18 protein-coding genes are annotated in these 22,262 nt (G+C 71.8%); 7 read left to right on the top strand and 11 right to left on the bottom strand.

The genetic code is table 11. The features are described 5' to 3' along the window. From DY218_RS28930 to DY218_RS28945, 4 genes are all read right to left on the bottom strand, one after another. On the bottom strand, positions 1 to 325 hold a 325-nt coding region (locus DY218_RS28930; RefSeq protein ID WP_325052031.1), incomplete at its 3' end, for a biotin/lipoyl-containing protein. Between the two features lie 87 nt (positions 326 to 412). After that, on the bottom strand, positions 413 to 1,801 hold the full coding sequence (gene lpdA / locus DY218_RS28935; RefSeq protein WP_128559112.1) for a dihydrolipoyl dehydrogenase: 1,389 nt from the start codon (positions 1,799 to 1,801) through the stop codon (positions 413 to 415). A gap of 231 nt (positions 1,802 to 2,032) precedes the next feature. Then, positions 2,033 to 3,571, bottom strand: a complete 1,539-nt coding sequence (locus tag DY218_RS28940) for a leucyl aminopeptidase (protein ID WP_128559113.1) — start codon at positions 3,569 to 3,571, stop codon at positions 2,033 to 2,035. A gap of 160 nt (positions 3,572 to 3,731) precedes the next feature. Further along, positions 3,732 to 4,532 (bottom strand): adenosylcobinamide-GDP ribazoletransferase, encoded by an 801-nt coding sequence (locus DY218_RS28945; protein WP_128559114.1) that lies wholly within the window; start codon positions 4,530 to 4,532, stop codon positions 3,732 to 3,734. A gap of 144 nt (positions 4,533 to 4,676) precedes the next feature. On the opposite strand from DY218_RS28945, the gene DY218_RS28950 reads away from it, so the two are divergent. Then, positions 4,677 to 5,435 (top strand): hypothetical protein, encoded by a 759-nt coding sequence (locus DY218_RS28950; RefSeq protein WP_128559115.1) that lies wholly within the window; start codon positions 4,677 to 4,679, stop codon positions 5,433 to 5,435. A 4-nt stretch (positions 5,436 to 5,439) separates the two neighbouring features. Here DY218_RS28950 and DY218_RS28955 read toward each other — a convergent pair whose 3' ends face one another. The 3 genes from DY218_RS28955 to DY218_RS28965 form a co-directional block, all read right to left on the bottom strand. Then, on the bottom strand, positions 5,440 to 7,236 hold the full coding sequence (locus DY218_RS28955) for a phosphatidylglycerol lysyltransferase domain-containing protein (RefSeq protein ID WP_233521955.1): 1,797 nt from the start codon (positions 7,234 to 7,236) through the stop codon (positions 5,440 to 5,442). Positions 7,237 to 7,327: 91 nt separating this feature from the next. After that, a complete protein-coding gene (cobT, locus tag DY218_RS28960; protein ID WP_128559116.1) occupies positions 7,328 to 8,389 on the bottom strand; it encodes a nicotinate-nucleotide--dimethylbenzimidazole phosphoribosyltransferase in 1,062 nt (353 codons plus the stop codon). Between the two features lie 82 nt (positions 8,390 to 8,471). Further along, positions 8,472 to 9,677, bottom strand: coding sequence for a bifunctional adenosylcobinamide kinase/adenosylcobinamide-phosphate guanylyltransferase (locus DY218_RS28965; protein WP_128559117.1), 1,206 nt, complete (start codon positions 9,675 to 9,677; stop codon positions 8,472 to 8,474). Between the two features lie 80 nt (positions 9,678 to 9,757). Here DY218_RS28965 and DY218_RS28970 point away from each other — a divergent pair, with 80 nt between their 5' ends. Further along, entirely contained in the window at positions 9,758 to 10,012 is a 255-nt protein-coding gene (locus tag DY218_RS28970) for a hypothetical protein (protein WP_128559118.1), read from the top strand. Between the two features lie 233 nt (positions 10,013 to 10,245). On the opposite strand, the gene DY218_RS28975 is transcribed toward DY218_RS28970, so the two are convergent. From DY218_RS28975 to DY218_RS28990, 4 genes are all read right to left on the bottom strand, one after another. Beyond that, positions 10,246 to 11,358, bottom strand: a complete 1,113-nt coding sequence (locus DY218_RS28975) for a S1C family serine protease (RefSeq protein ID WP_128559119.1) — start codon at positions 11,356 to 11,358, stop codon at positions 10,246 to 10,248. Between the two features lie 94 nt (positions 11,359 to 11,452). Beyond that, the gene (locus DY218_RS28980; protein WP_128559127.1) at positions 11,453 to 13,204 is read right to left on the bottom strand and encodes an ABC transporter ATP-binding protein; all 1,752 of its coding nucleotides are present in this window, start codon (positions 13,202 to 13,204) and stop codon (positions 11,453 to 11,455) included. Between the two features lie 190 nt (positions 13,205 to 13,394). Then, positions 13,395 to 14,120 carry a class I SAM-dependent methyltransferase gene (locus tag DY218_RS28985; RefSeq protein ID WP_128559120.1) on the bottom strand — a complete coding sequence of 242 codons (726 nt, stop codon included), beginning with the start codon at positions 14,118 to 14,120 and terminating at the stop codon, positions 13,395 to 13,397. Positions 14,121 to 14,182: 62 nt separating this feature from the next. Beyond that, positions 14,183 to 14,779 (bottom strand): DUF3043 domain-containing protein, encoded by a 597-nt coding sequence (locus tag DY218_RS28990; protein ID WP_407703698.1) that lies wholly within the window; start codon positions 14,777 to 14,779, stop codon positions 14,183 to 14,185. A 351-nt stretch (positions 14,780 to 15,130) separates the two neighbouring features. Between DY218_RS28990 and DY218_RS28995 the strand changes: the two genes are divergently transcribed. The 5 genes from DY218_RS28995 to DY218_RS29015 all read left to right on the top strand — a co-directional run bounded on the left by DY218_RS28995 (position 15,131) and on the right by DY218_RS29015 (position 22,172). After that, entirely contained in the window at positions 15,131 to 15,934 is an 804-nt protein-coding gene (locus tag DY218_RS28995) for a PspA/IM30 family protein (protein ID WP_128559122.1), read from the top strand. 29 nt (positions 15,935 to 15,963) lie between these two features. Further along, positions 15,964 to 16,245 (top strand): PspA-associated protein PspAA, encoded by a 282-nt coding sequence (pspAA, locus tag DY218_RS29000; protein WP_128559123.1) that lies wholly within the window; start codon positions 15,964 to 15,966, stop codon positions 16,243 to 16,245. A 492-nt stretch (positions 16,246 to 16,737) separates the two neighbouring features. Continuing rightward, on the top strand, positions 16,738 to 18,081 hold the full coding sequence (locus DY218_RS29005) for a sensor histidine kinase (protein WP_233521956.1): 1,344 nt from the start codon (positions 16,738 to 16,740) through the stop codon (positions 18,079 to 18,081). Then, complete coding sequence (locus tag DY218_RS29010) at positions 18,081 to 18,770, top strand: response regulator (RefSeq protein ID WP_128559124.1); 690 nt, start codon at positions 18,081 to 18,083, stop codon at positions 18,768 to 18,770. Before DY218_RS29005 ends, DY218_RS29010 begins: the two co-directional genes overlap by 1 nt. A 258-nt stretch (positions 18,771 to 19,028) precedes the next feature. Next, the gene (locus DY218_RS29015) at positions 19,029 to 22,172 is read left to right on the top strand and encodes an efflux RND transporter permease subunit (protein WP_128559125.1); all 3,144 of its coding nucleotides are present in this window, start codon (positions 19,029 to 19,031) and stop codon (positions 22,170 to 22,172) included. Positions 22,173 to 22,262: the final 90 nt, after the last annotated feature.

The raw sequence follows: 22,262 nt of genomic DNA on the forward strand, positions 1-22,262 counted from the left end.
CCTCCGCCGCGGGTGCCTCGGCCTGGGCGGGCGCTGCCGCGGGCGCCGGCTCGGCGGCCGGAGCGGAGTCGGCGGCGGGGGCGCCGCTGCCGTCGTCGATCAGCGCCAGCTCGGCGCCGACCTCGACGGTCTCGTCCTCGGCGACCTTGATGGACGCGAGGACGCCGGCCGCGGGGGCGGGGATCTCGGTGTCGACCTTGTCGGTGGAGACCTCGAGCAACGGCTCGTCGGCCTCCACACGCTCACCCTCGGCCTTCAGCCAGCGGGTGACAGTACCTTCGGTGACGCTCTCGCCGAGCGCCGGCAGGGTTACGGAAACCGCCATGGTTTCGGTTGCTCCTAACGAACTACGTACGGAAAAGGGGTGCGCGCTCCGGGAAGCACGGTCGGCGGATGCACCGACCAGGCCCGACTAGTCGTGGGAGTGCAGCGGCTTGCCGGCAAGGGCCAGGTGGGCCTCGCCCAGGGCCTCGTTCTGCGTCGGGTGGGCGTGGACGAGCTGCGCCACCTCGGCGGGCAGCGCCTCCCAGTTGTAGATCAGCTGAGCCTCGCCGACCTGCTCGCCCATGCGGTCTCCGACCATGTGGACGCCGACCACGGCACCGTCCTTGACCTGGACGAGCTTGATCTCGCCCGCGGTCTTGAGGATCTTGCTCTTGCCGTTGCCCGCGAGGTTGTACTTCAGAGCGACGACCTTGTCCGAGCCGTAGATCTCCTTGGCCTTGGCCTCGGTGATGCCCACGGAGGCGACCTCGGGGTGGCAGTACGTCACCCGCGGCACACCGTCGTAGTCGACCGGGACGGGCTTGAGCCCGGCCAGGCGCTCCGCCACCAGGATGCCCTCCGCGAAGCCGACGTGCGCGAGCTGGAGCGTGGGCACCAGGTCACCGACGGCCGAGATCGTCGGCACATTGGTCTGCATGTACTCGTCGACGAGGACGAAGCCGCGGTCCATCGCGACGCCCTGCTCCTCGTAACCGAGCCCCTGCGAGACCGGGCCGCGGCCGATCGCGACCAGCAGCACCTCCGCCTCGAAGGTCTTGCCGTCGGCGAGGGTGACCCGCACGCCGTCCTGGGTGTACTCGGCCTTCTCGAAGAAGGTGCCCAGGTTGAACTTGATCCCGCGCTTGCGGAACGCGCGCTCGAGGAGCTTCGAGCTGTTCTCGTCCTCGACCGGCACCAGGTGCTTCAGGCCCTCGATCACCGTCACATCGGTGCCGAAGGACTTCCACGCGGAGGCGAACTCGACGCCGATGACGCCGCCGCCGAGCACGATCGCGGACTGCGGTACGCGGTCGATCTTCAGTGCGTGGTCCGAGGAGATGATGCGGTTTCCGTCGATCTCCAGGCCGGGCAGCGACTTCGGCACCGAGCCGGTCGCGAGCAGCACGTGGCGGCCCTCGACCCGCTGGCCGTTCACATCGACGGAGGTCGGCGAGGAGAGCCGGCCCTCACCCTCGATGTACGTCACCTTGCGGGAGGCCACCAGGCCCTGCAGGCCCTTGTAGAGGCCGGAGATCACGTCGTCCTTGTACTTGTGGACGGCCGCGATGTCGATGCCCTCGAAGCTGGCCTTCACACCGAACTGCTCGCTCTCGCGAGCCTGGTCGGCGATCTCGCCCGCATGCAGCAGGGCCTTCGTCGGGATGCAGCCGTTGTGCAGGCAGGTGCCGCCGAGCTTGTTCTTCTCGATCAGGGCGACGTCCAGGCCCAGCTGCGCTCCGCGCAGCGCCGCGGCGTAACCGCCACTGCCGCCGCCGAGGATCACTAGGTCGAAAACAGTGCTGGCGTCGTTCGCCACGTCACGTCCTCCATGCATGTGCGCCGGTCGTCGGTCGTCGGTGACCGCGGCGGCTGGTGTTCGGCCGCTTGTGATTCGGCCCTGTGGTGGGGGCCCTGTCCTGCCGAGAACCCATCTTCGCACTTGTTGCCGCATGACGGGACGCGGGGCCGCTCCTCGGGACGGCCGATTCCCGAAAACGCCCACGGCCCCGGGCGGGTACCCGGAGCCGTGGGCGAAGAGGAGTGCCGGTCAGCCGAGGTCGCCGGCCGCGGTGCGCTCCGCGAGCCGGACCAGGGTGCGCACGGCGGTGCCGGTGCCGCCCTTGGGCGTGTAACCGAACGGCGCCTGCTCGTTGAAGGCCGGGCCCGCGATGTCCAGATGCGCCCAGGTGATGCCCTCGCCCACGAACTCCTGCAGGAACAGTCCGGCGACCAGGCCGCCGCCCATCCGCTCGCCCATGTTGGCGATGTCGGCGGTGGTGGACTCCATGCCCTTCTTGAGGTCGGCGGGCAGCGGCATCGGCCAGGACGGCTCGCCGGACTCCTCCGCGATCTCGTGCACGGACGTGCGGAACGCGTCGTCGTTCGCCATCACTCCGAAGGTGCGGCTGCCGAGGGCCAGCACCATCGCGCCGGTCAGGGTCGCCACGTCGACGATCGCGTCCGGCTTGTCCTCGGATGCCTTGGCGATGGCGTCGGCCAGGACCAGGCGGCCCTCGGCGTCGGTGTTCAGCACCTCGACGGTCTTGCCGCTGTACATCTTCAGGACGTCGCCGGGGCGGGTCGCCGAACCGGACGGCATGTTCTCGGCGAGGGCCAGCCAGCCGGTGACGTTCACCTGCAGGCCGAGCCGGGAGGCCGCGACGACGGCTGCGAACACGGCGGCGGCACCGCTCATGTCGCACTTCATCGTCTCGTTGTGCCCGGCCGGCTTCAGCGAGATGCCGCCCGAGTCGTACGTGATGCCCTTGCCGACGTACGCGAGGGACTTCTTGGCCTTGGGGTGGGTGTACGACAGCTTCACCAGGCGGGGCGCGGAGGCGGAGCCGGCGCCGACGCCGAGGATGCCGCCGTAGCCGCCCTTGGTGAGGGCCTTCTCGTCGAGCACCTGGACCTTGATGCCGTGCTCCTTGGCCGCGGCCGAGGCGACGGCGGCGAAGGCCTCCGGATTGAGGTCGTTCGGCGGGGTGTTGATCAGGTCGCGGGACCGGTTGAGCTCCTCGCTGACCGCGGTGGCGCGCTCGATCGCGGCCTTGAAGGCCTTGTCACGCGGCTTGGCGACGAGGATCAGGGCCTCGCCGAGCGGGCCCTTGGCGTCCTTGCCGTCCTTGCCGTTGTCCTTGTACGCGTCGAAGGAGTACGCGCCGAGCGCCGCACCCTCCGCGACCGCACCGGCCTGCTCGGCGTCCTCGACCGGCAGCGCGAAGGCGGCCTTCTTGGTGCCGGCAAGCGCCCGGGCCGCGGTGCCGGCGGCGCGGCGCAGCGTCTCCTCCCCGTAGCCGGACTCGGCGTCCTTGTCGGGGACCGCCCCGAGTCCGACCGCGATGACCACCGGCGCCTGCAGGCCGTCGGGGGAGGGGAGCTTGGTCACCTCGCCCTCGCCGCCCGAGGCGCCAAGGGACTTCAGGACGGCGCCGAGCTTGGAGCCGAAGGCCTGGTCCACGGCCTCCGCGCCCGGCGCGACGACCGGGAGCCCCTTGGACGAGGCGGCGCCCTTCGCGACACCGACGACGATCGCGTCGGCGCGCAGACCGGCCGTGCCGGCGGGCTTGAGAGTCAGAGCAGTCACGGTGGTGATTTCTCTCTTCCGTTGAGTCGGTGGCCGATCGGGTGGGGTCGACCGGGCCCGCCCGCATAGTAGGCAGCGCCCTCGTTGCGATGCTCAGTGAGCCTACGCTCGGTCACCGGCCGCGGAGGGTCAGGGCCGTCAGCCGGGCTCGGCAGCTCCGTCAGCCGAGGGCCAGGGCGACGAGCGCGGTCGTCGCCGCGGTCTCCGCGACGCCGCCGAACACATCGCCGGTCACCCCGCCGAACCGCCGTACGCAGTGCCGCAGCAGCACCTCCGCGACGGCCGCGGCGGCGAGCACCGCGAGCGCGCAGCGCACCGCCTGCGCCGGACCGGCCAGGGCGCCTACCGCGGCAGCGCAGGCGGTGGTGACGGCAAGTGCGGCCACGGCGGCGCGCGTCGGGACCGTGCCCGCGACGACCGCGCCGAGTCCTTCGGGCCGGGCTGCGGGGACCGCCGTACGGGCGGCGAGGGTGAGCGCACAGCGCGCGGCGACTCCGGCGACCACGGCCGCGAGCGCGCCCTGCGCCAGGCCGTGCGCATAGGCCTCGGCGAGTGCGGCCACCTGGGCGAGCAGTACGAAGAGCAGGGTGACGACCCCGAACGGGCCGATGTCCGACCGCTTCATGATCCGCAGCGCCTCGTCGGCGGGCTTGGCGCTGCCGAGTCCGTCCGCGGTGTCCGCCAGGCCGTCCAGATGCAGACCCCGGGTCAGTACGGCAGGTACGGCGGCGGACGCGACGGCGGCGAGCAACGCTCCCGCACCCGCGGCGGACAGGGCGCAGCCGAGCGCGGCAGCGGCGAGCCCCACGACCAGGCCGGCCACCGGTGCGCAGAGCATTCCGGCGCGTGCCGCGGCCCGGTCCCAGCGCGGCACGTCCACGGGGATCACGGTCAGGGTGCCGAAGGCGAAGGGGAGGCCGTCGCGCAGGGCGCGCACCGGCCGCTGGTCGGAGGCGGTCATTCCGCGCAGATTAACGCTCCGTGCGGCGCGGTGATCGGCCCGCGTCCCGATGGTGGACGAGCACTGCCACGGCAAAACGGTGTGAAGTGGTACGTATCCCTCCAAGGATGAACGTGGGAGCAGCCGAGTGCGGGAGCGGACGGTATGGACAGCTGGTGGTACCGGAACATTCTGGAGCCGGGCAAACTCCCGCTGCTGCTCGCCCTGTCGGCGTTCGTCCTGACGTTTCTGGCGACCCGGGTCGTGACCCGGATGATCCGGGCCGGCCGTGGACCGTTCCGCAATGTGCAGACCGGCGGACTGCACATCCACCACGTGGTGCCGGGCGTGCTGCTCACCGTGATCGGCGGCTTCGGGGCGATCGCCGGCGGGCGGCACGGCTTCGGGTCGATGGTGGCCGCGGTGCTCTTCGGTATGGGAGTCGGCCTGGTGCTCGACGAGTTCGCGCTGATCCTGCATCTGGACGACGTGTACTGGAGCGAGGCCGGCCGGCAGAGCGTCGAGGCGGTCGTGCTCACCGCCGCCCTGGTGGCCCTGATGCTCGGCGGCTTCCTGCCGTTCGGGGTGAACGAGCTGACGCCGGACGAGCTGCACGACCGCGGGGTCGTCGCCCTCAATGTCTCGATCAACTTCCTGTTCGCCCTGGTGGCGTTGGTGAAGGGGAAGTTCCGGGTGGCGCTTATCGGGGTGGTGGTGCCGTTCGTCGCGCTGTTCGGCGCGATCCGGCTCGCGCGGCCCGGCTCGCCGTGGGCGAAGCGGCTCTACCGCAACCGGCCGCGGGCGCGCGCCCGTGCGGGGCTGCGCGCGGTACGGCACGACCGACGCTGGGTCCGGATCCGGCGCCGCTTCGAGGACCTGATCGGCGGACGGCCGGATCCGGAACGGGACACCGCTGAGCACTGAGGCGTCACGCACCAGGGGATTTCGTACGGCGGCGCAGCAGGCGCGGAGCGCGCGGGGCCTCCAGGAAGCCCTCCGCGCGGGCCGCGGCGAGGCCGATGCGCAGCAGGTCCGCGCTCCGCTCGAAGAGCAGGAAGCGCGGCTCCCAGACCGGGCGGTACTTGGCGTTGGCCCGGTACAGCGACTCGATCTGCCACCAGCGCGAGAAGAAGCCGAGCAGCGAACGCCACAGCCGGAGCACCGGCCCGGCGCCGAGCCGCGATCCGCGCTCGAAGACGGAACGGAACATCGCGAAGTTCAGCGAGACCTGAGTGATGCCCACCTCGTCCGCGCGCCGCAGGAGCTCGATCACCATGAACTCCATCAGACCGTTCTCGCTGTCCCGGTCCCGGCGCATCAGATCGAGCGAGAGCCCCTTCTCGCCCCACGGCACAAAGCTCAGCAGCGCCCGCAACTCGCCCTCCCCGTCCCGGCATTCGAGCATCACGCACCGCCCGTCGCCGGGGTGCCCGAGCCGGCCGAGCGCCATCGAGAAGCCCCGCTCCGTGCTCCCGTCGCGCCAGTCGTCCGCGCGCCGGGTGAGCAGGGCGAGCTCCGCCGCGCCGATCTCCTCGTGGCGCCGGATCCGTACGGTGTAGCCGGCCCGTACGACCCGGTTGTACGCCTGGCGCACGGTGCGCATCGCCCGGCCCTGGAGCGTGAAGTCGCCCGTCTCGACGATCGCCTCGTCGCCGAGTTCGAGGGCGTCGAGGCCGTGCCGGGCGTAGCACGTACCGCCCTCCTCGCTCGCGCCCATCACTGCCGGCAGCCAGCCGTGTTCGCGGGCCTCGGCCAGCCAGGGCTCGATGGCGCCCGGCCAGGCCTCGGGGTCGCCGAGCGGATCGCCCGAGGCGAGCGAGACGCCGCCGACCACGCGGTACGCGACGGCCGCCTTGCCGCTGGGGGAGAGCATGACGGACTTGTCGCGGCGCAGGGCGAAGTAGCCGAGCGAGTCGCGGTCGCCGTGCCGGGCGAGCAGTTCGCGCAGCCGCGCCTCGTCGTCGGGTGTCGGCGGGTCGGTGGCGCGGCGGGAGCGGAAGGCGGCGTACAGCACCGCGAGGAGCAGGACGGTACTCAGGACGTTCAGCGCGATGTGCACCCAGGCGGGGGTGCTGATGTGCGGTACGGGGGCGTCGTCGGCCAGCGACACCAGGCGCATCGTGCCGTTGCACCAGCGCTCGGCGAAGGTCGAACGGGCCGCGTCCGGCGCCTCGTTGGTGACCGTGACCAGGAGCGCGGCGGCCAGCGAGCAGAGCGGCAGGCCCACGCCCGCGACGGCGGCCGCGAGCTTGGGGTTGGCGCGGTCGCCCTTGGCGTAGAACTCGCCGCGGCCCGCCGCGAGGGCGGCCACGAAACCGGCCGTGATCAGCAGGGACGCCCAGTTCTGCGGGTGGCGGCGGATCTCGGGGAACAGCATCGAGCCCGCCAGGAGCAGCAGGAAGAGCCCGCTGAGTACGAGATTCAGGATCCACGCGGCCCGCTTGCGGCGGCGCAGGGTGATCGCCAGGAACAGGGTGAACGCGCCCGAGGCGAAGCCCGCGGTGAGCAGGTACGGGGTGAAGTAGTCCTCGGTGTTGTGGCGGCGCAGGTCCTGTCCGAGGGAGACCCATGCTGCGCTGAGCAGGTTGATGAAGGCTACGACTCGTACGTACCAGACGGCCGTCGTGTACGGCCAGGGGGTGCCGGGCTTCGGGGTTCTGTCCGGCACCGGGGTGCGGGGGTGGTGCGTTTCCTGCTGTTTCGGGACAACTCCGACCATTCCCATGGCGCGCGATCATAGCGCGGGGCGCGCACCGAACCGTTGTGGGCCCGGTCCACCTCCACCCTTGCGCCGTGATCGCGCGCAGCGCTCGTCCTCAATCGCCGGACGGGCCCGAGGTGGTTGGCAGTTCCGCCGCCAGTGATGCCGCCGCGAGCACGAGCGGGAGCGAGAGAAGCGCCCCCGCGCCCTCTCCCACCGTGACGCCCTGCGCGAGCAGCGGGTCGAGGGCGAGGCGGTCGAAGGCCTTGGCCTGCGCCGGCTCCCCGCTCGTCTGCCCCGCCAGCCACCAGTCCGGCGCCCGGAACGCCACCCGCTGCGCGACCAGCGCACACGCCGCGGTCACCACACCGTCGAGCACCACGGGCATCCGCCGCACCGCACTCTGCAGCAGGAACCCGGTCAGCGCCGCAAGATCCGCACCGCCCACCGTCCGCAGCAGATCCAGCTGATCGCCGAGCACCGGCCGGGCCCGCCGCAGCGCATCGCGCACCGCGGCGCACTTGCGCATCCAGGCCAGATCGTCGATCGCCTCGCCGCCCCGGCCGGTCACCACCGAAGCGTCCGTCCCGCACAGCGCACCGACCAGCGTCGCCGCCGCCGTGGTGCCCCCGACGCTCACATCGCCGAGCACCACCAGATCCGTACCGGAGTCGGCCTCCTCGTCCGCGACCGCCATGCCCGCCCGGAAGGCCTGCTCGACCTCGTCCTGGGTGAGCGCGTCCTCGACATCGATCCGCCCGGAGGAACGCCGCACCCGGTGACGTACCACGTCCTTCGGCAGCTCCGCCGGATCGCAGTCGAGCGACATGTCGACGACGCGTACGGGGACACCGGACGCCCGTGCGAGCACGGCGACGGGGCTCTCGCCGTCGAGCACGGCGCGCACCAGACGCTGCGCACCGCCCGCCGGTCGGGCCGACACGTCGAGCGAGGCCACCCCGTGGTCACCGGCGAACAGCACCACCCGGGGCCGCTCGATCGGCTTGACCGGCACCGAGGACTGCGCCGCCGCGAGCCACTCGCCGAGCTCGTCGAGGCGCCCGAGGGCACCGGACGGCACGGCGAGGTGCTGCCGGCGTTCCTCTGCGTCCCGGCGCACCCCGCCGTCGGGCCGCTCGATCAGGTCGGAGAAGTCGTCGAGATTCAGCGAGCTCATTCGCCGAACAGTACCGGCAGCGCTCGAACACGCGCCGTGCCGCCTCCCCGCTGGCCGCCGATCCGCGACGCCGTCGCGGAAGTCAGCCGCGCAGCGCCAACGCCTGGCCGGCCACCACGAGCAGCACGTGCTCGCACTCGGCGGCGAACGCCGTGTTCAGACGCCCGAGTTCGTCCCGGAAGCGGCGTCCGGCGGCGGTCGCAGGGACGACGCCCGAGCCGACCTCGTTGGACACCGCGACGACCGTACGCCGGGTCCCGCGCACCGCCGCGGTGAGCTCCGCCGTCCGCTCGCGCAGCGCCTGCTCGCCGCCGCCCGCCCACTTCGCGTCGTCCCAGGCCTCCACCCGGTCCATCGCGTCCGTCAGCCACAGGGCGAGGCAGTCGATCAGCAGCGGCGGGCCGTCCGCGGCGAGCAGCGGCACCAGCTCGCAGGTCTCCTCGGTCTGCCAGGACCCGGAGCGCCGCTCACGGTGCGCCCGCACCCGGGCCGCCCAGTCGGCGTCCCCGTCCCGGGTGCCGCCGGTCGCCACGTAGACGACGTCAGGGAACGTCTCGAGCCGCCGCTCCGCCTCGTACGACTTGCCGGAGCGGGCGCCACCGAGGACCAGGGTCCGCAGCGGCACGTCGGGCACCGCGTGGTACTCGCCGACGACGAGTGTGCTGCCGTCCGGCACCGCGCGGGCCCCCGCCGCGGCGAGCCGTCGCCGGAGCTCGGCCCCCGGCGGCACGTCGTGGTCGAGATGGACCGCGATCACATCGGTCGTCGGGGTCACCAGGCCCGCGTCCCGCAGCCTGGCCAGTGCGTCCGGCCTGGCCACCACATCGGCGACCACCATGTCGTAGGCGTCCGCGGGCGGTTCGCCGTCCAGGCCCGCGGCCGCGCCGCCGGGCGGCAGATAGAGCAGCCGTTCGCCGGCCGGGCCGGTGACCGCATAGCCCGTGCCGGGGGTGTCGAGCGGCATCGCGCGGACTCGATGCCCGCTCATCAGGGCCAGTTCACGCCCGTCCGGTACGCGGCCGGCCGCCGGTAGGCCCGCGGGGTGTTCGAGGGCGGGCCCGTCGTGCGGATGGGAGAGCAGTACCTGGTTCACCCCGGACAGCGAGTGACCCGAGCGGGCCGCGGCGAAGGCCGCACCCGGTGTCAGGTCGAGCAGCAGCACGCCGTCCACCAGCAGAGCGGTGGCCGCGCGGGCCGCGTCGCCGAGCGAACTCGCGCAGGAGGCGCAGGGGCAGTCGGAGCGGGGCAGCCCCTCGGGGCCGCCGGTGCCGAGCAGAGTCAGTTCCACGGGGACGATCCTCCCGCGTCCGAGGCGCCGTTGCGCGTCCGGATAGGGTGCAGCCAGTAGTCGGATCTTGGGAGGCTGGCATGGTGACCTGGACGTGGCGGTTCGAGAAGTCCGACGGGACCGAGGCCCAGCCGGCCGTCGAGCCCGAGGAGTTCACCACCCAGGGGGACGCGGAGTCCTGGGTGGGGGAGTACTGGAAGGAGCTCCTCGAAGGCGGCGTCGACCAGGTGCGCCTGTTCGAGGACGACACCGAGATCTACGGCCCGATGAGCCTGCACGCGGACGACGCGGAGGGTCCGGAGGACCCTGACGACGTGGCGACGACGGACAGCTGACCGGGGCGCAGGGTTGCCACGGGTGCCGGCCCACCGGAACCGGCACCCGGCCACTCCGGGTGTACGCCCCGCGCCTGCCGACCGGCCCACCGGTCAACGGCCGCCGCACGTCCGGCGTTTGAGGACGCCGTCGCGCCGATGCCCGGAAACCGCACCGGGCTCAGTGGACGTCGACCCCGCGCCGACCGCACGGCGGACCAGCACCCTCCAGGACGCTCCGCGTCGCCGCCGCATCAGATGTCGCCGAGGGTGACGTCCACCGTCTTGTCGCTGTCGCCGCGGGTGTACGTCACCTGTACCTTGCCGCCCGGCTGCTGTGTGGCCAGCGCCTCGGAGAGCGAGGTGATCGTGGTGACCGGGTCGTCACCGACCTCGGTGATCACATCGCCGGCGCGGATGCCTGCCTTGTCGGCCGCGCCGCCCTTCTCCGCCTCGACGACCGTCACACCCGCCGGCTTGAAGTCCTCGTCGACGACCGTGCGGCCCGTGATGTTCAGACCGGCCCGCCCCGAGTCCGTGACCTTGCCGTTCTTCACGATCTGATAGGCGACCGTCTTCACCATCGACGCCGGGATGGCGAATCCGATCCCCGGCGCCGCACTGTCGCCCATCTGCGGATCGGTGGCGGCGAGCGTGGGGATGCCCACCACCTCGCTGTCCATATTGACCAGCGCGCCGCCGCTGTTGCCGGGGTTGATGGCCGCGGAGGTCTGGATCATGTTGGCGATCGTGGCACCCGTACCGCCGCCCGCCCGGCCCTCGCTGACGGTGCGTCCGGTGGCCGAGACGATGCCCTGGGTGACGCTGGAGGACAGCCCGAGCGGCGAGCCCATCGCGAGCACGATCTGACCGACCGCCGCCTTCGTGGAATCGCCGAACTTCGCCGGCTTCAGACCGGCCGGAGGCTTGTCGAGCTTGACGACCGCCAGATCCTGGTCGGGATAGCTGGACACCAGCTTCGCGGGCAGCTCGTGCTCGCCGACCGCGGCCGTGACCTTGAACGTCCTGCCCTTGCCCACGACATGGGCGTTGGTGACGATGTGGCCCTTGTCGTCGTAGACGACACCCGAGCCGAGGCCGTCCGCGGCATCGATCTGGACGACCGACGGCAGTACGTCGTCGATCACCTTCTGGTAGTCGCTCTGCAGATCCGAGGCGTCCGCCCGGGCAGGAGCAGCCTGCTCGCCGCTCGTCCTCGCGGCGGTGGCCCCCTCGGAGCAGCCGGCCAGCAGCGCGCCCGAGCAGGCGACGGCGGTGAGCGGCAGGGCCAGTCGTACGGTGCGGGACCGCGTGCGGACACGGGGGCGGGAACCGCCGGCGGGGCGGGGAGCGCGAGATGCATTCATGCCCGGAGTATCGCTTTTGTTCCCCTTGTCCGACCTCCTGTGAGGTCCGATCAGGGGGTGCCCTTACGCGATCCGATACGAGATCCGATGGCACTCACCGCGCCCCGGGCGAGGCGGACGCCAGGAACTGGGTGGCCGCCAGCTCCCCGTACAGCGGATCCTCCGCCACCAGCGCCTCGTGCGTGCCCACCGCCCGCACCCGGCCCGCGTCCATCACCACGATGCGGTCCGCCAGGGTCACTGTCGACAGACGGTGAGCCACCACCAGGACCGTGACCTCGCGGGACACCTGGGCGACCACGTCCCGCAGGGCCAGCTCATTGACCGCGTCGAGCTGTGAGGTCGCCTCGTCGAGCAGCAGCAGCCGCGGACGGCGCAGCAGAGCACGGGCGATCGCGACCCGCTGACGCTCACCGCCCGACAGCTGCGAGCCCCGGTGGCCGACCAGGGTCTCCAGTCCGTCCGGTAGCCGCTCGACCAGACTCGCGAGTCCGGCCCGTACGAGCACGTCCCGGATCTCCTCCTCGGTGGCGCCGTCGGCGGCGAAGACGAGATTCTCGCGCAGGGTGCCGGCCAGGACCGGTGCGTCCTGCTCGACATAGCCGATCGCGGCCCGCAGCGCCGCCGTCGACCAGTCCCGCACATCCCGCCCGTCCACCAGGACACGGCCACCGGTCGCCTCGTAGAACCGCTCGATCAGACCGAACACCGTGGTCTTGCCCGCGCCCGACGGCCCCACGAAGGCCGTCATCCCCGGCCCCGGTATCTCGAACGACACCCCGTGATGGACCTCGGGCAGATCGGGCCGGTACCGGAAGCGCACGTCCTCGAAGGCCACGGTCGCCGGTCCGGCAGCCGGCTCGGCGTCCGTGCCGCCGCCCGCGGCCGGCTCCTCCGTCTCCAACCGTTCGGCCCGTACGATCCGCGCGATCGCCGCCGAGCCCACCTGGTACTGCGACGCCGCCTCCACCAGCTTGCTCACCGGGTCGATCAGATAGAACAGGAACAGCAGGAACGCCACCAGGGTCGACACCGGAATGGCCCCCGACGCGACCCGCGCCCCACCGATCCCGAGCACCGCGAGGAACGACACCTGGATCGCCAAGCCGACCGAACTCCACGCCACCGCCTGCCACTTGGCCGAGCGCACACCGTGCCGCCAGGCCTCCTCGGCAGCCGCCCGCACCGCGGCCGTCTCCCGCTCCTCGGCGCCGGACGCCTTCAGCGTGCGGAACGCACCGAAGGCCCGCTCCAGGGCCGTCGAGATGGTCGCCACCGCCTCCTGGGCCCGCTCCGTGGCCCGCGCGATCCGCGGCAGTACGAGCGCCATCACGCCGCCGACCAGCACGATCACCCCCAGGGTCACACCGAGCAGCACCGCGTCCATCAGCCCCATCAGGACGATCGTGGCGAGGAACGTGAGCCCGCCCGAGACCGCCGACACCACCGACTGCGTGGTGACCGCCCGCAGCAGCGTGGTGTCCGACGTGACCCGGGACATCAGATCGCCGGGCTGACTGCGCTCCACCTCGGGCAGCCGCAGCCGCAGCAGCCGCCCGATCAGGGTGCGCCGGGCGGCGAGCACCACCGACTCGGCGGTGCGCTCCAGGATGTAGGCACCGACCGATTCGATCGCCGTGCCGAGGACCACCAGGGCGGTGAGGACGAGCAGGACCGAGGTGATCGACTCGTCGCTGCCGAGCCGGTCGACCAGGGCCTTCGCCGCGAGCGGCTGGGCGAGCCCGGTGGCCGCCCCGATCAGGGTGAACAGCGCGCCGAGCGCCACGATCGAGCGGTGCGGCCGGAAGTGCCGGTACAGGGCGCGCCAGGTCTCACCGGCGGACAGCCTGGGCTCCTCGGGCGCGGATGCGGGCGCGCTCGCCGCCGGGACGGGGGAGTGCGGCGTGGTACGAGTGCCGTCTGCGGACTCGGTGCGGTGCGGCTCGGTGCTGGTCACGCTCGAGAGGACGCGTCACCCCGGCCCGTTGCCTGACGGCACGACCTCGGTGGGGCCGTACGCGTGCGCGGAGCCGCTCTCAGCCCCGCACCCCGCAGGCATGCACCAGAGCCGCCACCCGCCGATACGGCTCCGTTCGGCCGGCCCGCTCCTCGGCGGCGAGCAGCGCGTCCAGCTCGGCGGCCGGCGGCAGCGGCGCCTCGTTGGACGCGGTGTCGGTGAAGACCCGTACGCCGTACCAGGTCCGCAGCGGCGCCCCGATACCGGAGAGCGTCGAGACCAGACCGCCCAGCCGATCGGCGCGGACCTCGAGACCGAGCCGGTTCGTGTACGCGTCCGTGTCGTACGCGGCGAGGGCCGTGTCCCAGTCGCCGAGCAGGCCCGGGCGCATCGCCAGCGCGTCGCCGTTCCGCACGAGCAGGGACAACAGGCCGCCGGGCGCGAGCATCCGCGCGAGCCCGGCCAGCATCGCGTCCGGCTCCTCGACGTACATCAGGACGCCGTGGCACAGCACCACATCGAAGGAACCGGGCAGAAAGTGCGCACCGGTCTCACGGCCGTCGCCCTCGATCAGCCGCACCCGCTCCCGGATGCCCTCGGGCTCGCCGGCCAGTGCCTTGCGCGCGACCTCCAGCATCGCCGGATCCGATTCGATGCCGGTCACCTTGTGGCCGCCCCGCGCCAGACGCAGCGCCTGAGTGCCCTGTCCGGCGCCCACATCGAGCACCCGAAGACGCTGCCCGACGGGGAACCTGGCGGTCAGCTGCTCGTCGAGCTGCCGGGCCACCAGCTCCTGGCGCACCACGTCACGCAGTCCGCCGAGACCGCGCAGCCAGGCGTCCGCGCCCGCGCCGAAACCCTCCGGACTCAGGGCCGCTCTCCGCGCCTGACCTGGGGCTTGGGCAGCCTCAGCCGGCGCATCTGGAGCGTGCGCATCAGTCCGTACGCCACCGCGCCGCGCTTCGGCTCGTCGGCGAAGCGCTCCTTCAGGCGGCGCTTGAGGCCGAAGACGATGACGAAGGAGTCCACCACGATCAGCACGATCACGAAGAGCCACATCAGCAGCGCGATGTTCTGCAGCTGCGGGATCCGGACCATGCTCAGGACCAGGATGACCACCGCGAGCGGCAGGAAGAACTCGGCGACGCAGAACCGCGAGTCCACGTAGTCGCGGACGAACCTGCGCACCGGGCCCTTGTCCCGGGCGGGCAGATACCGCTCGTCGCCGTTGGCCAGCGCCTCGCGCTGCTTGGCCAGGTCCGCGCGGCGGGCGTCGCGCTGCCGCTTCGCCGCCTCCTTGCGGGTCATCGGCGTATTGGACACGCTGCGGCGCTGGGACTGGGCCATGGCGCGCTTCGGCGTGGGGCGCCCCTTGGGCGCCTGCGGGTCACGGGGCTGCTTGGAGTCGGTCACCGGTGCCTTGGCGGCCGGGGCCTTCTCTTCGTTGGATCGGCTACGGAACACAAAGCCCAAGGGTACGGGGTCATGCGGTTGGGCGACACGGTGGCGGGGAACGATCCGGCAACGGCGTGCGTCTTCAGGAGAGATTGCCGGCCGTGAAAAGCCGAGGCCGGGTGCGGAGCAGGAGACCGTTCCGTACGGCATGGTCGTTTTTGGGGGAGCACTTCCCCCGGGTCGGGGTGCCTGCCCCGGGCCCCACCTACTCCCTGGGCCGGAGCATCCGGTACCGGGAGTCGTCCTTGGGGATGAGCGCATCGGTGCTCGAACAGTGCGGTAATAGAGGCAGGGCCCGTAGGCTGGGTTCTGTCGCAGTGCTGGAGCTGGAAGTCCGTCAGAAGGGGGCGCGCGAAGCCCATGAGCGGTGTCATGAAGCGTATGGGGATGATCTTCCGCGCGAAGGCGAACAAGGCCCTTGACCGGGCCGAGGACCCGCGCGAAACCCTCGATTACTCGTACCAGAAGCAGTTGGAGCTGCTGCAGAAGGTGCGCCGCGGCGTCGCCGACGTGGCGACCTCCCGCAAGCGCCTCGAGCTGCAGCTCAATCAGCTGCAGGGCCAGTCCTCGAAGCTGGAGGACCAGGGCCGCAAGGCGCTCGCGCTCGGCCGCGAGGACCTCGCCCGAGAGGCGCTGTCCCGCCGCGCCGCGCTCCAGCAGCAGGTCACGGACCTGGAGACGCAGCACCAGACCCTGCAGGGCGAGGAGGAGAAGCTCACCCTCGCCGCGCAGCGGCTGCAGGCCAAGGTCGACGCCTTCCGTACGAAGAAGGAGACCATCAAGGCCACCTACACCGCTGCCCAGGCGCAGACCCGGATCGCCGAATCCTTCTCGGGCATTTCCGAGGAGATGAGCGATGTGGGCACGGCCATCCAGCGAGCCGAGGACAAGACGGCGCAGCTGCAGGCCAGGGCGGGTGCCATCGACGAGCTGCTGGCCTCGGGCGCGCTCGACGACGCCTCCGGGCTCGCCCGGGACGACCTCCAGTCCGAGCTCGACCGCCTCTCCGGCGGTACGGATGTGGAGCTGGAGCTGCAGCGCATGAAGGCGGAGCTGTCCGGCGGCCCCGCCCCGAGCCAGCAGGCCATCGAGGGAGGCAACGGCGCGCAGGCGCAGCCCGACGCCGCCACCCCGCAGGACACCCCGCGCTTCGACAAGCAGTAGAAGCCTCGCACCTCGAAAAGGAGAGCGTCGTGATCGTACGGATCATGGGGGAGGGGCAGGTGAGGCTGGCCGACAGCCACTTCGCCGAACTCAACAAGCTGGACGACGAGTTGCTCGCCGAGATGGAGAGCGGCGACGGCCCCGGTTTCCGCGCGACCCTGCATGCGCTGCTCGACAAGGTGCGGGAGTTGGGTACGCCGTTGGAGGATGACGCCCTGGAGCCGTCCGAGCTGATCCTCCCGCCGGTCGACGCGTCGCTGGAGGAGGTCCGCGAGCTCCTCAGCGAGGACGGGGGCCTCATTCCGGGCTAGTGCCCGTCCGGCATCATCCAGTTCGCCCGGCGCCGTCTGGCGTCGTCCAGCCGGCCCGGCGTCGTCCAGCCCGTCTGGCATCGTCCAGTCCGTCTGGCGTCGGCGAGCCTGCCGGGGACCATCCCGCCCGTCCGGCACGATCCAGCCTGCCCGGCGTTTGAGGGCATCTTTCAGCCGGTCCGGCGTTTGAGGACATCTTTCGGCCCGTCCAGGGCTAACCCAGCCCGTCCGGCGCTTGAGGACAAGGCCCGTTCAGGGCCGTTGCGGTTCCAGGCATCGGCCTGGCGGCCTCGTCCTCAAGCGCCGGACGGGCTTGATATTGGCCTGAACGGCCTCGTCCTCAACCGCCGGACCGGCTGAAATTGGCCTGGACGGCCTCGTCCTGAATCGCCGGACCGGCTGGAGATGCCCTGGACGGGCCTGGAGATGCCCTGGACGGGCTGAAAGATGTCCTCAACCGCCGGACCGGCTTGGCCCGTACCGTAGGCAGACGTGACCCTCCTCGTTCGCGGACGCGACTGGCAGCACGCCCACCCCCTGGCGCTGGACGCCACCCTCGCCTGCGGCGTCCTGATCTGCATGATCGCCGGCTCGTTCGTGGAGCCGCACGGCAGCACGGGCCCGTACTTCGGCCGCGCCCCCGACATACTCGGCCTGATCCTGATGCTGGCCGGCGCCGCGGCCCTCGTCCTCCGGCGCCGGCACCCCATGGCCGTCCTCGGCGCGACCGTCGGCGTCACGGTCGTCGAACTGCTCACCGGAGAGCCCCGCGCCCCCGTCGTGATGAGCGCCGTCGTCGCCCTCTACACCGTCGCCGCCAGCACCGACCGCCCGACCACCTGGCGGGTGGGCCTGCTCACCAGCGCCCTGCTCACCGGCACCGCGATGCTCACCGGCTCCCCACTGCCCTGGTACTCGCAGGAAAACCTCGGCATCTTCGCCTGGACCGGCCTCGCCTCGGCCGCCGGCGACGCCGTCCGCAGCCGCCGCGCCTTCATCGACGCCATGACGGAACGGGCCGAACGGGCCGAACGCACCCGCGAGGAGGAGGCCCGCCGCCGCGTCGCCGAGGAGCGGCTCCGTATCGCCCGCGACCTGCACGACGTGGTCGCTCACCACATCGCCCTGGTCAACGTCCAGGCCGGCGTCGCCTCGCACGTCATGGACAAGCGCCCCGACCAGGCCAAGGAGGCGCTCGCCCACGTACGCGAGGCGAGCCGCTCCGCGCTGAACGAACTGCGCGCCACGGTCGGCCTGCTCAGACAGTCCGGCGACCCCGAGGCACCCACCGAACCGGCCCCGGGCCTGGCCCGACTCGACGAGCTGGCCGAGTCGTTCCAGCGCGCCGGCCTGCCCGTCGAGGTGGCCCGCAGCGACGCCGGTACGCACGCACCCGCGGCCGTCGACCTGGTCGCGTACCGGGTGATCCAGGAGGCCCTGACCAATGTGCAGAAGCATGCGGGACCCGGCGCGACGGCCGAGGTCAGCGTGGTCCGGGTCGGCTCGCGACTCGAGATCACCGTGCTCGACGACGGCCCCGGCCACCCGGCCCCCGAGGCCTCCGCCGCCGCGGACGAGGCGTCCCGGCGCGACGACGAGGACCGGGAAGCCCGGGACGGAACCGACCCGGAACGCGGTGGCCACGGCCTGATCGGCATGCGCGAGCGCGTCACCGCACTCGGCGGCAGCTGCACGGCCGGGCCCCGCTACGGCGGTGGCTTCCGGGTGCATGCGATCCTTCCTCTGACCGGTGCCACGGGGGACGGCCGCGCCGAGCCGGATGCCCGTACCACCACGGGGACGGCCGCCGCGGCAGGACCGACAGGGGAGAACTGATGACGATCCGGGTGCTGCTCGCCGACGACCAGGCCCTGCTGCGCAGCGCGTTCAAGGTCCTGGTCGACTCCGAGCCGGACATGGCGGTCGTGGCGGAGGCCTCCGACGGGGCCGAGGCGGTGCAGCTCGCCCGCGCCGAGCGTGCCGACGTCGTCCTGATGGACATCCGCATGCCCGGCACGGACGGACTGGCCGCCACCCGCATGATCAGCGCCGACCCGGACCTGGCTCAGGTGCGGGTGGTCATGCTCACCACCTTCGAGGTGGACGAGTACGTGGTGCAGTCGCTGCGCGCGGGCGCCTCCGGGTTCCTCGGCAAGGGCTCGGAACCGGACGAACTGCTCAACGCCATCCGGGTCGCCGCCGCCGGCGAGGCCCTGCTCTCGCCCGTCGCCACCAAGGGCCTGATCGCCAAGTTCCTCGCCCAGGGCGGCAGTCCGGACCCCGACGACCCCGGCGCCGGCGACCACGCGGAGCGTCTCGCCGCGCTCACCGGCCGGGAGCGCGAAGTCCTGGTCCAGGTCGCGGCAGGCCTGTCCAACGACGAGATCGCCGAGCGCCTCACCGTCAGCCCGCTCACCGTGAAGACCCATGTCAACCGCGCCATGGCCAAGCTCGGCGCCCGCGACCGCGCCCAACTGGTCGTCATCGCCTACGAGTCCGGCCTGGTACGCCCCCGGGTGGACTGACCGGGGACCGGCCGCCGCTGCATCGGTGGGTGGACCGCCCTCCACCCGGATGTACTACGAACGCAGTACGTCGCCCGCGGCGAACAGGACCTGCGAGCGAGGGAACCACCTCCCGGCATGCCCGATCGTGTAGGCCGGGTGCCCCGGCTGCACGCTCGGGCGTACCACCCCGTACGGCGTCCGTGCTCCCGCTCGATGCCACCCACCCGTGCCCCACCCGCGTCCCAACCCGTGCCACAGAAGAGAGACACCGAAGTCATGTCCTGGCTGTCCAGGTTCAGCCTGGCCCAACGGGCGCTGATCGGCCTGATATCGATCGTCGCGATCGTGTTCGGCGCCATCGCGATCCCCCAGCTCAAGCAGCAGCTGCTGCCCTCGATCGAACTGCCCATGGTCTCGGTGATCGCCCCTTACCAGGGCGCGTCCCCCGACGTGGTCGAGAAGCAGGTCGTCGAGCCGCTCGAGTCCAACATCGAAGCGGTGGACGGCATCACCGGCATCACCGCCACGGCCAGCGAGGGCAACGCCCTGGTGATGGCGCAGTTCGACTTCGGCGACGGAGGCGACTCCAAGCAGCTCGTGGCGGACGTCCAGCAGGCCGTCAACCGCTCCCGCGCGCAACTGCCGCAGGACGTCGACCCGCAGGTGGTGGCCGGCTCCACGGACGACATCCCGACCGTGGTGCTCGCTGCCTCCGGCGGCAAGGGCGACCAGCAGGCGCTCGCCGACAAGCTCGAGCGCACGGCCGTACCCGTACTCAAGGACATCGACGGCGTCGGCCAGGTCACCGTGGACGGCGTGCGGGACCTGCAGGTCGAGGTCACGCCCGACGAGGCGAAGCTGGCCCGGGCGGGACTGAGCCCGGCCGCGATCGGTCAGGCCCTGGAGGCCGGTGGCGCCTCGGTGCCCGCCGGTTCCTTCGACGAGGACGGCAAGAACCGCACCGTGCAGGTCGGCGGCGGCTTCACCTCGCTGCAGCAGATCGAGGACCTGATGGTCACCGGCGAGGGCGCCAAGTCCAAGCCCGTGCGCCTCGGTTCGATCGCCGAGGTGAAGCAGGAGGAGGCCGCGGCCACCTCGCTGACCCGCACCAACGGCAAGCCCAGCCTCGCGGTCGTCGTCACCATGGACCAGGACGGCTCCGCGGTCGCCATCTCCGACGACGTCAAGGAAGCGCTGCCCGACCTGCGCAAGGACCTCGGCGCGGACGCCGAGCTCACCGTCGTCTCCGACCAGGGCCCGGCCGTCTCCAAGTCGATCTCCAGCCTGACCACCGAGGGCGCACTCGGCCTGGTCTTCGCCGTCCTGGTGATCCTGGTCTTCCTGGCCTCGATCCGCTCGACGCTGGTCACCGCGGTGTCCATCCCGCTCTCGGTCGTCCTCGCGCTGATCGTCCTGTGGACCCGCGACCTGTCCCTGAACATGCTGACCCTCGGCGCGCTCACCATCGCCATCGGCCGCGTCGTGGACGACTCGATCGTGGTCCTGGAGAACATCAAGCGGCACCTCGGGTACGGCGAGGAGCGGCACAGCGCGATCATCACCGCGGTCAAGGAGGTCGCCGGCGCGGTCACCTCCTCGACGCTGACCACCGTCGCGGTGTTCCTGCCGATCGGTCTGGTCGGCGGCATGGTGGGCGAGCTGTTCGGCTCGTTCTCGCTGACCGTGACCGCGGCGCTGCTCGCCTCGCTCCTGGTCTCGCTCACCGTCGTACCGGTCATGTCGTACTGGTTCCTGCGCGCCCCCAAGGGCGCCGAGGACCTCGACCCGGACGAGGCGCGCCGCAAGGCCGAGGAGAAGGAGGCGCGCAGCCGGCTGCAGCGCATGTACATCCCGGTCCTGCGCTTCGCGACCCGCCGCCGCCTCACCAGCCTGGCGATCGCGGTCGTGGTCCTGGTCGGCACCTTCGGCATGGCGCCCCTGCTCAAGACCAATTTCTTCGACCAGGGCGACCAGGAAGTCCTCAGCATCAAGCAGGAGTTGGAGCCCGGCACCAGCCTCGCGGCCACCGACACCTCGGTAAAGAAGATCGAGGCCGTCCTCAAGGACCTCGACGAGGTCAAGGACTACCAGGTCACCATCGGCTCCTCCGGATTCATGGCGGCCTTCGGCGGCGGTACGGACACCAACCAGGCCTCGTACCAGGTGACTCTCGAGGAGGACGCCCCGTACGAGAAGACCCAGGACCGGATCGAGAAGGAGCTGTCCGGGCTCGACGGCATCGGCGACACCCGCCTCGCCGCGGGCGACGGCTTCGGCAATCAGGACCTCAGCGTGGTGGTCAAGGCCGCCGACGCGGACGTCCTGAAGACGGCGTCCGAGCGGGTACGGGACGAGGTGGCGAAGCTCGACGACGTCACCGACGTGCAGAGCGACCTGGCGCAGTCGGTGCCGCGCATCTCGGTCACCGCCAACGAGAAGGCGGCCGCCGCCGGATTCAACGACGCCACCCTCGGCCAGGCCGTCGCCCAGGCGGTCCGCGGCACCCCCAGCGGCAAGGCGATGCTCGACGACACCGAGCGCGATGTGGTGATCCGCTCGGAGCAGTCCGCCGAGACCGTCGACGAGCTGAAGAAGCTGAAGCTCGGCCCGGTACGGCTCGGCACGATCGCCGAGGTGAAGCTGGTCGACGGCCCCGTGTCGATGACCCGGATCGACGGCGCCCGCGCGGCGACCGTCACCGCCCGGCCCACCGGTGACAACACCGGAGCGGTCAGCGCCGAGCTCCAGACGAAGATCAACGCGCTCGATCTGCCCGACGGCGCCACCGCCTCCATCGGCGGTGTCTCCGAGGACCAGGACGAGGCCTTCCTGCAGCTGGCGCTCGCCATGCTGGCGGCCGTCGCGATCGTCTTCATGCTGCTCGTCGCGACCTTCCGCTCGCTGGTCCAGCCGCTGATCCTGCTCGTCTCCATCCCGTTCGCGGCCACCGGTGCGATCGGTCTGCTGATCGCCACCGGCACCGCGATGGGCGTACCGGCGATGATCGGCATGCTGATGCTCATCGGCATCGTGGTCACCAACGCGATCGTGCTGATCGACCTGATCAACCAGTACCGTGCGAAGGGCCTCGACGTGGTCGAGGCGGTCATCGAGGGCGGCCGGCACCGGCTGCGCCCGATCCTGATGACCGCCCTTGCGACGATCTTCGCCCTGCTCCCGATGGCGCTCGGCGTCACCGGCGAGGGCGGCTTCATCGCCCAGCCGCTCGCGGTCGTGGTGATCGGCGGTCTGATCTCGTCGACGCTCCTGACCCTGCTCCTGGTCCCGACGCTCTACGCGATGGTCGAACTGCGCAAGCAGCGCCGCGCGAAGAAGAAGGCGGCCAAGCGGGCGAGGAAGGCCGGCGTCCCCGAGCAGCCGGACGCGGCGTCCGGCGACCCGGAGCCCGCCCAGGTCTGACACCGGCAGGCACCGCCAAGTACGCCGATGGGGCGCCCCGTTCACGAACGGGGCGCCCCATCGGCGTAGGTACGGGTGGCTGCTACGGAA

The sequence above is a fragment of the Streptomyces triticagri genome (genome assembly GCF_003429565.1).
Taxonomy (GTDB): Bacteria; Actinomycetota; Actinomycetes; order Streptomycetales; family Streptomycetaceae; genus Streptomyces; species Streptomyces triticagri.

What these genes read in the sequence shown, in the direction of transcription:
- DY218_RS28945 (WP_128559114.1), bottom strand. Translation starts at nt 4,532, where the DNA reads ATGACCGCCTCCGACCAGCGGCCGGTGCGCGCCCTGCGCGACGGCCTC.
- DY218_RS28950 (WP_128559115.1), top strand. Translation starts at nt 4,677, where the DNA reads ATGGACAGCTGGTGGTACCGGAACATTCTGGAGCCGGGCAAACTCCCG.
- DY218_RS28955 (WP_233521955.1), bottom strand. Translation starts at nt 7,236, where the DNA reads ATGGGAATGGTCGGAGTTGTCCCGAAACAGCAGGAAACGCACCACCCC.
- cobT (WP_128559116.1), bottom strand. Translation starts at nt 8,389, where the DNA reads ATGAGCTCGCTGAATCTCGACGACTTCTCCGACCTGATCGAGCGGCCC.
- DY218_RS28970 (WP_128559118.1), top strand. Translation starts at nt 9,758, where the DNA reads ATGGTGACCTGGACGTGGCGGTTCGAGAAGTCCGACGGGACCGAGGCC.
- DY218_RS28975 (WP_128559119.1), bottom strand. Translation starts at nt 11,358, where the DNA reads ATGAATGCATCTCGCGCTCCCCGCCCCGCCGGCGGTTCCCGCCCCCGT.
- DY218_RS28995 (WP_128559122.1), top strand. Translation starts at nt 15,131, where the DNA reads ATGAGCGGTGTCATGAAGCGTATGGGGATGATCTTCCGCGCGAAGGCG.
- DY218_RS29010 (WP_128559124.1), top strand. Translation starts at nt 18,081, where the DNA reads ATGACGATCCGGGTGCTGCTCGCCGACGACCAGGCCCTGCTGCGCAGC.
- DY218_RS29015 (WP_128559125.1), top strand. Translation starts at nt 19,029, where the DNA reads ATGTCCTGGCTGTCCAGGTTCAGCCTGGCCCAACGGGCGCTGATCGGC.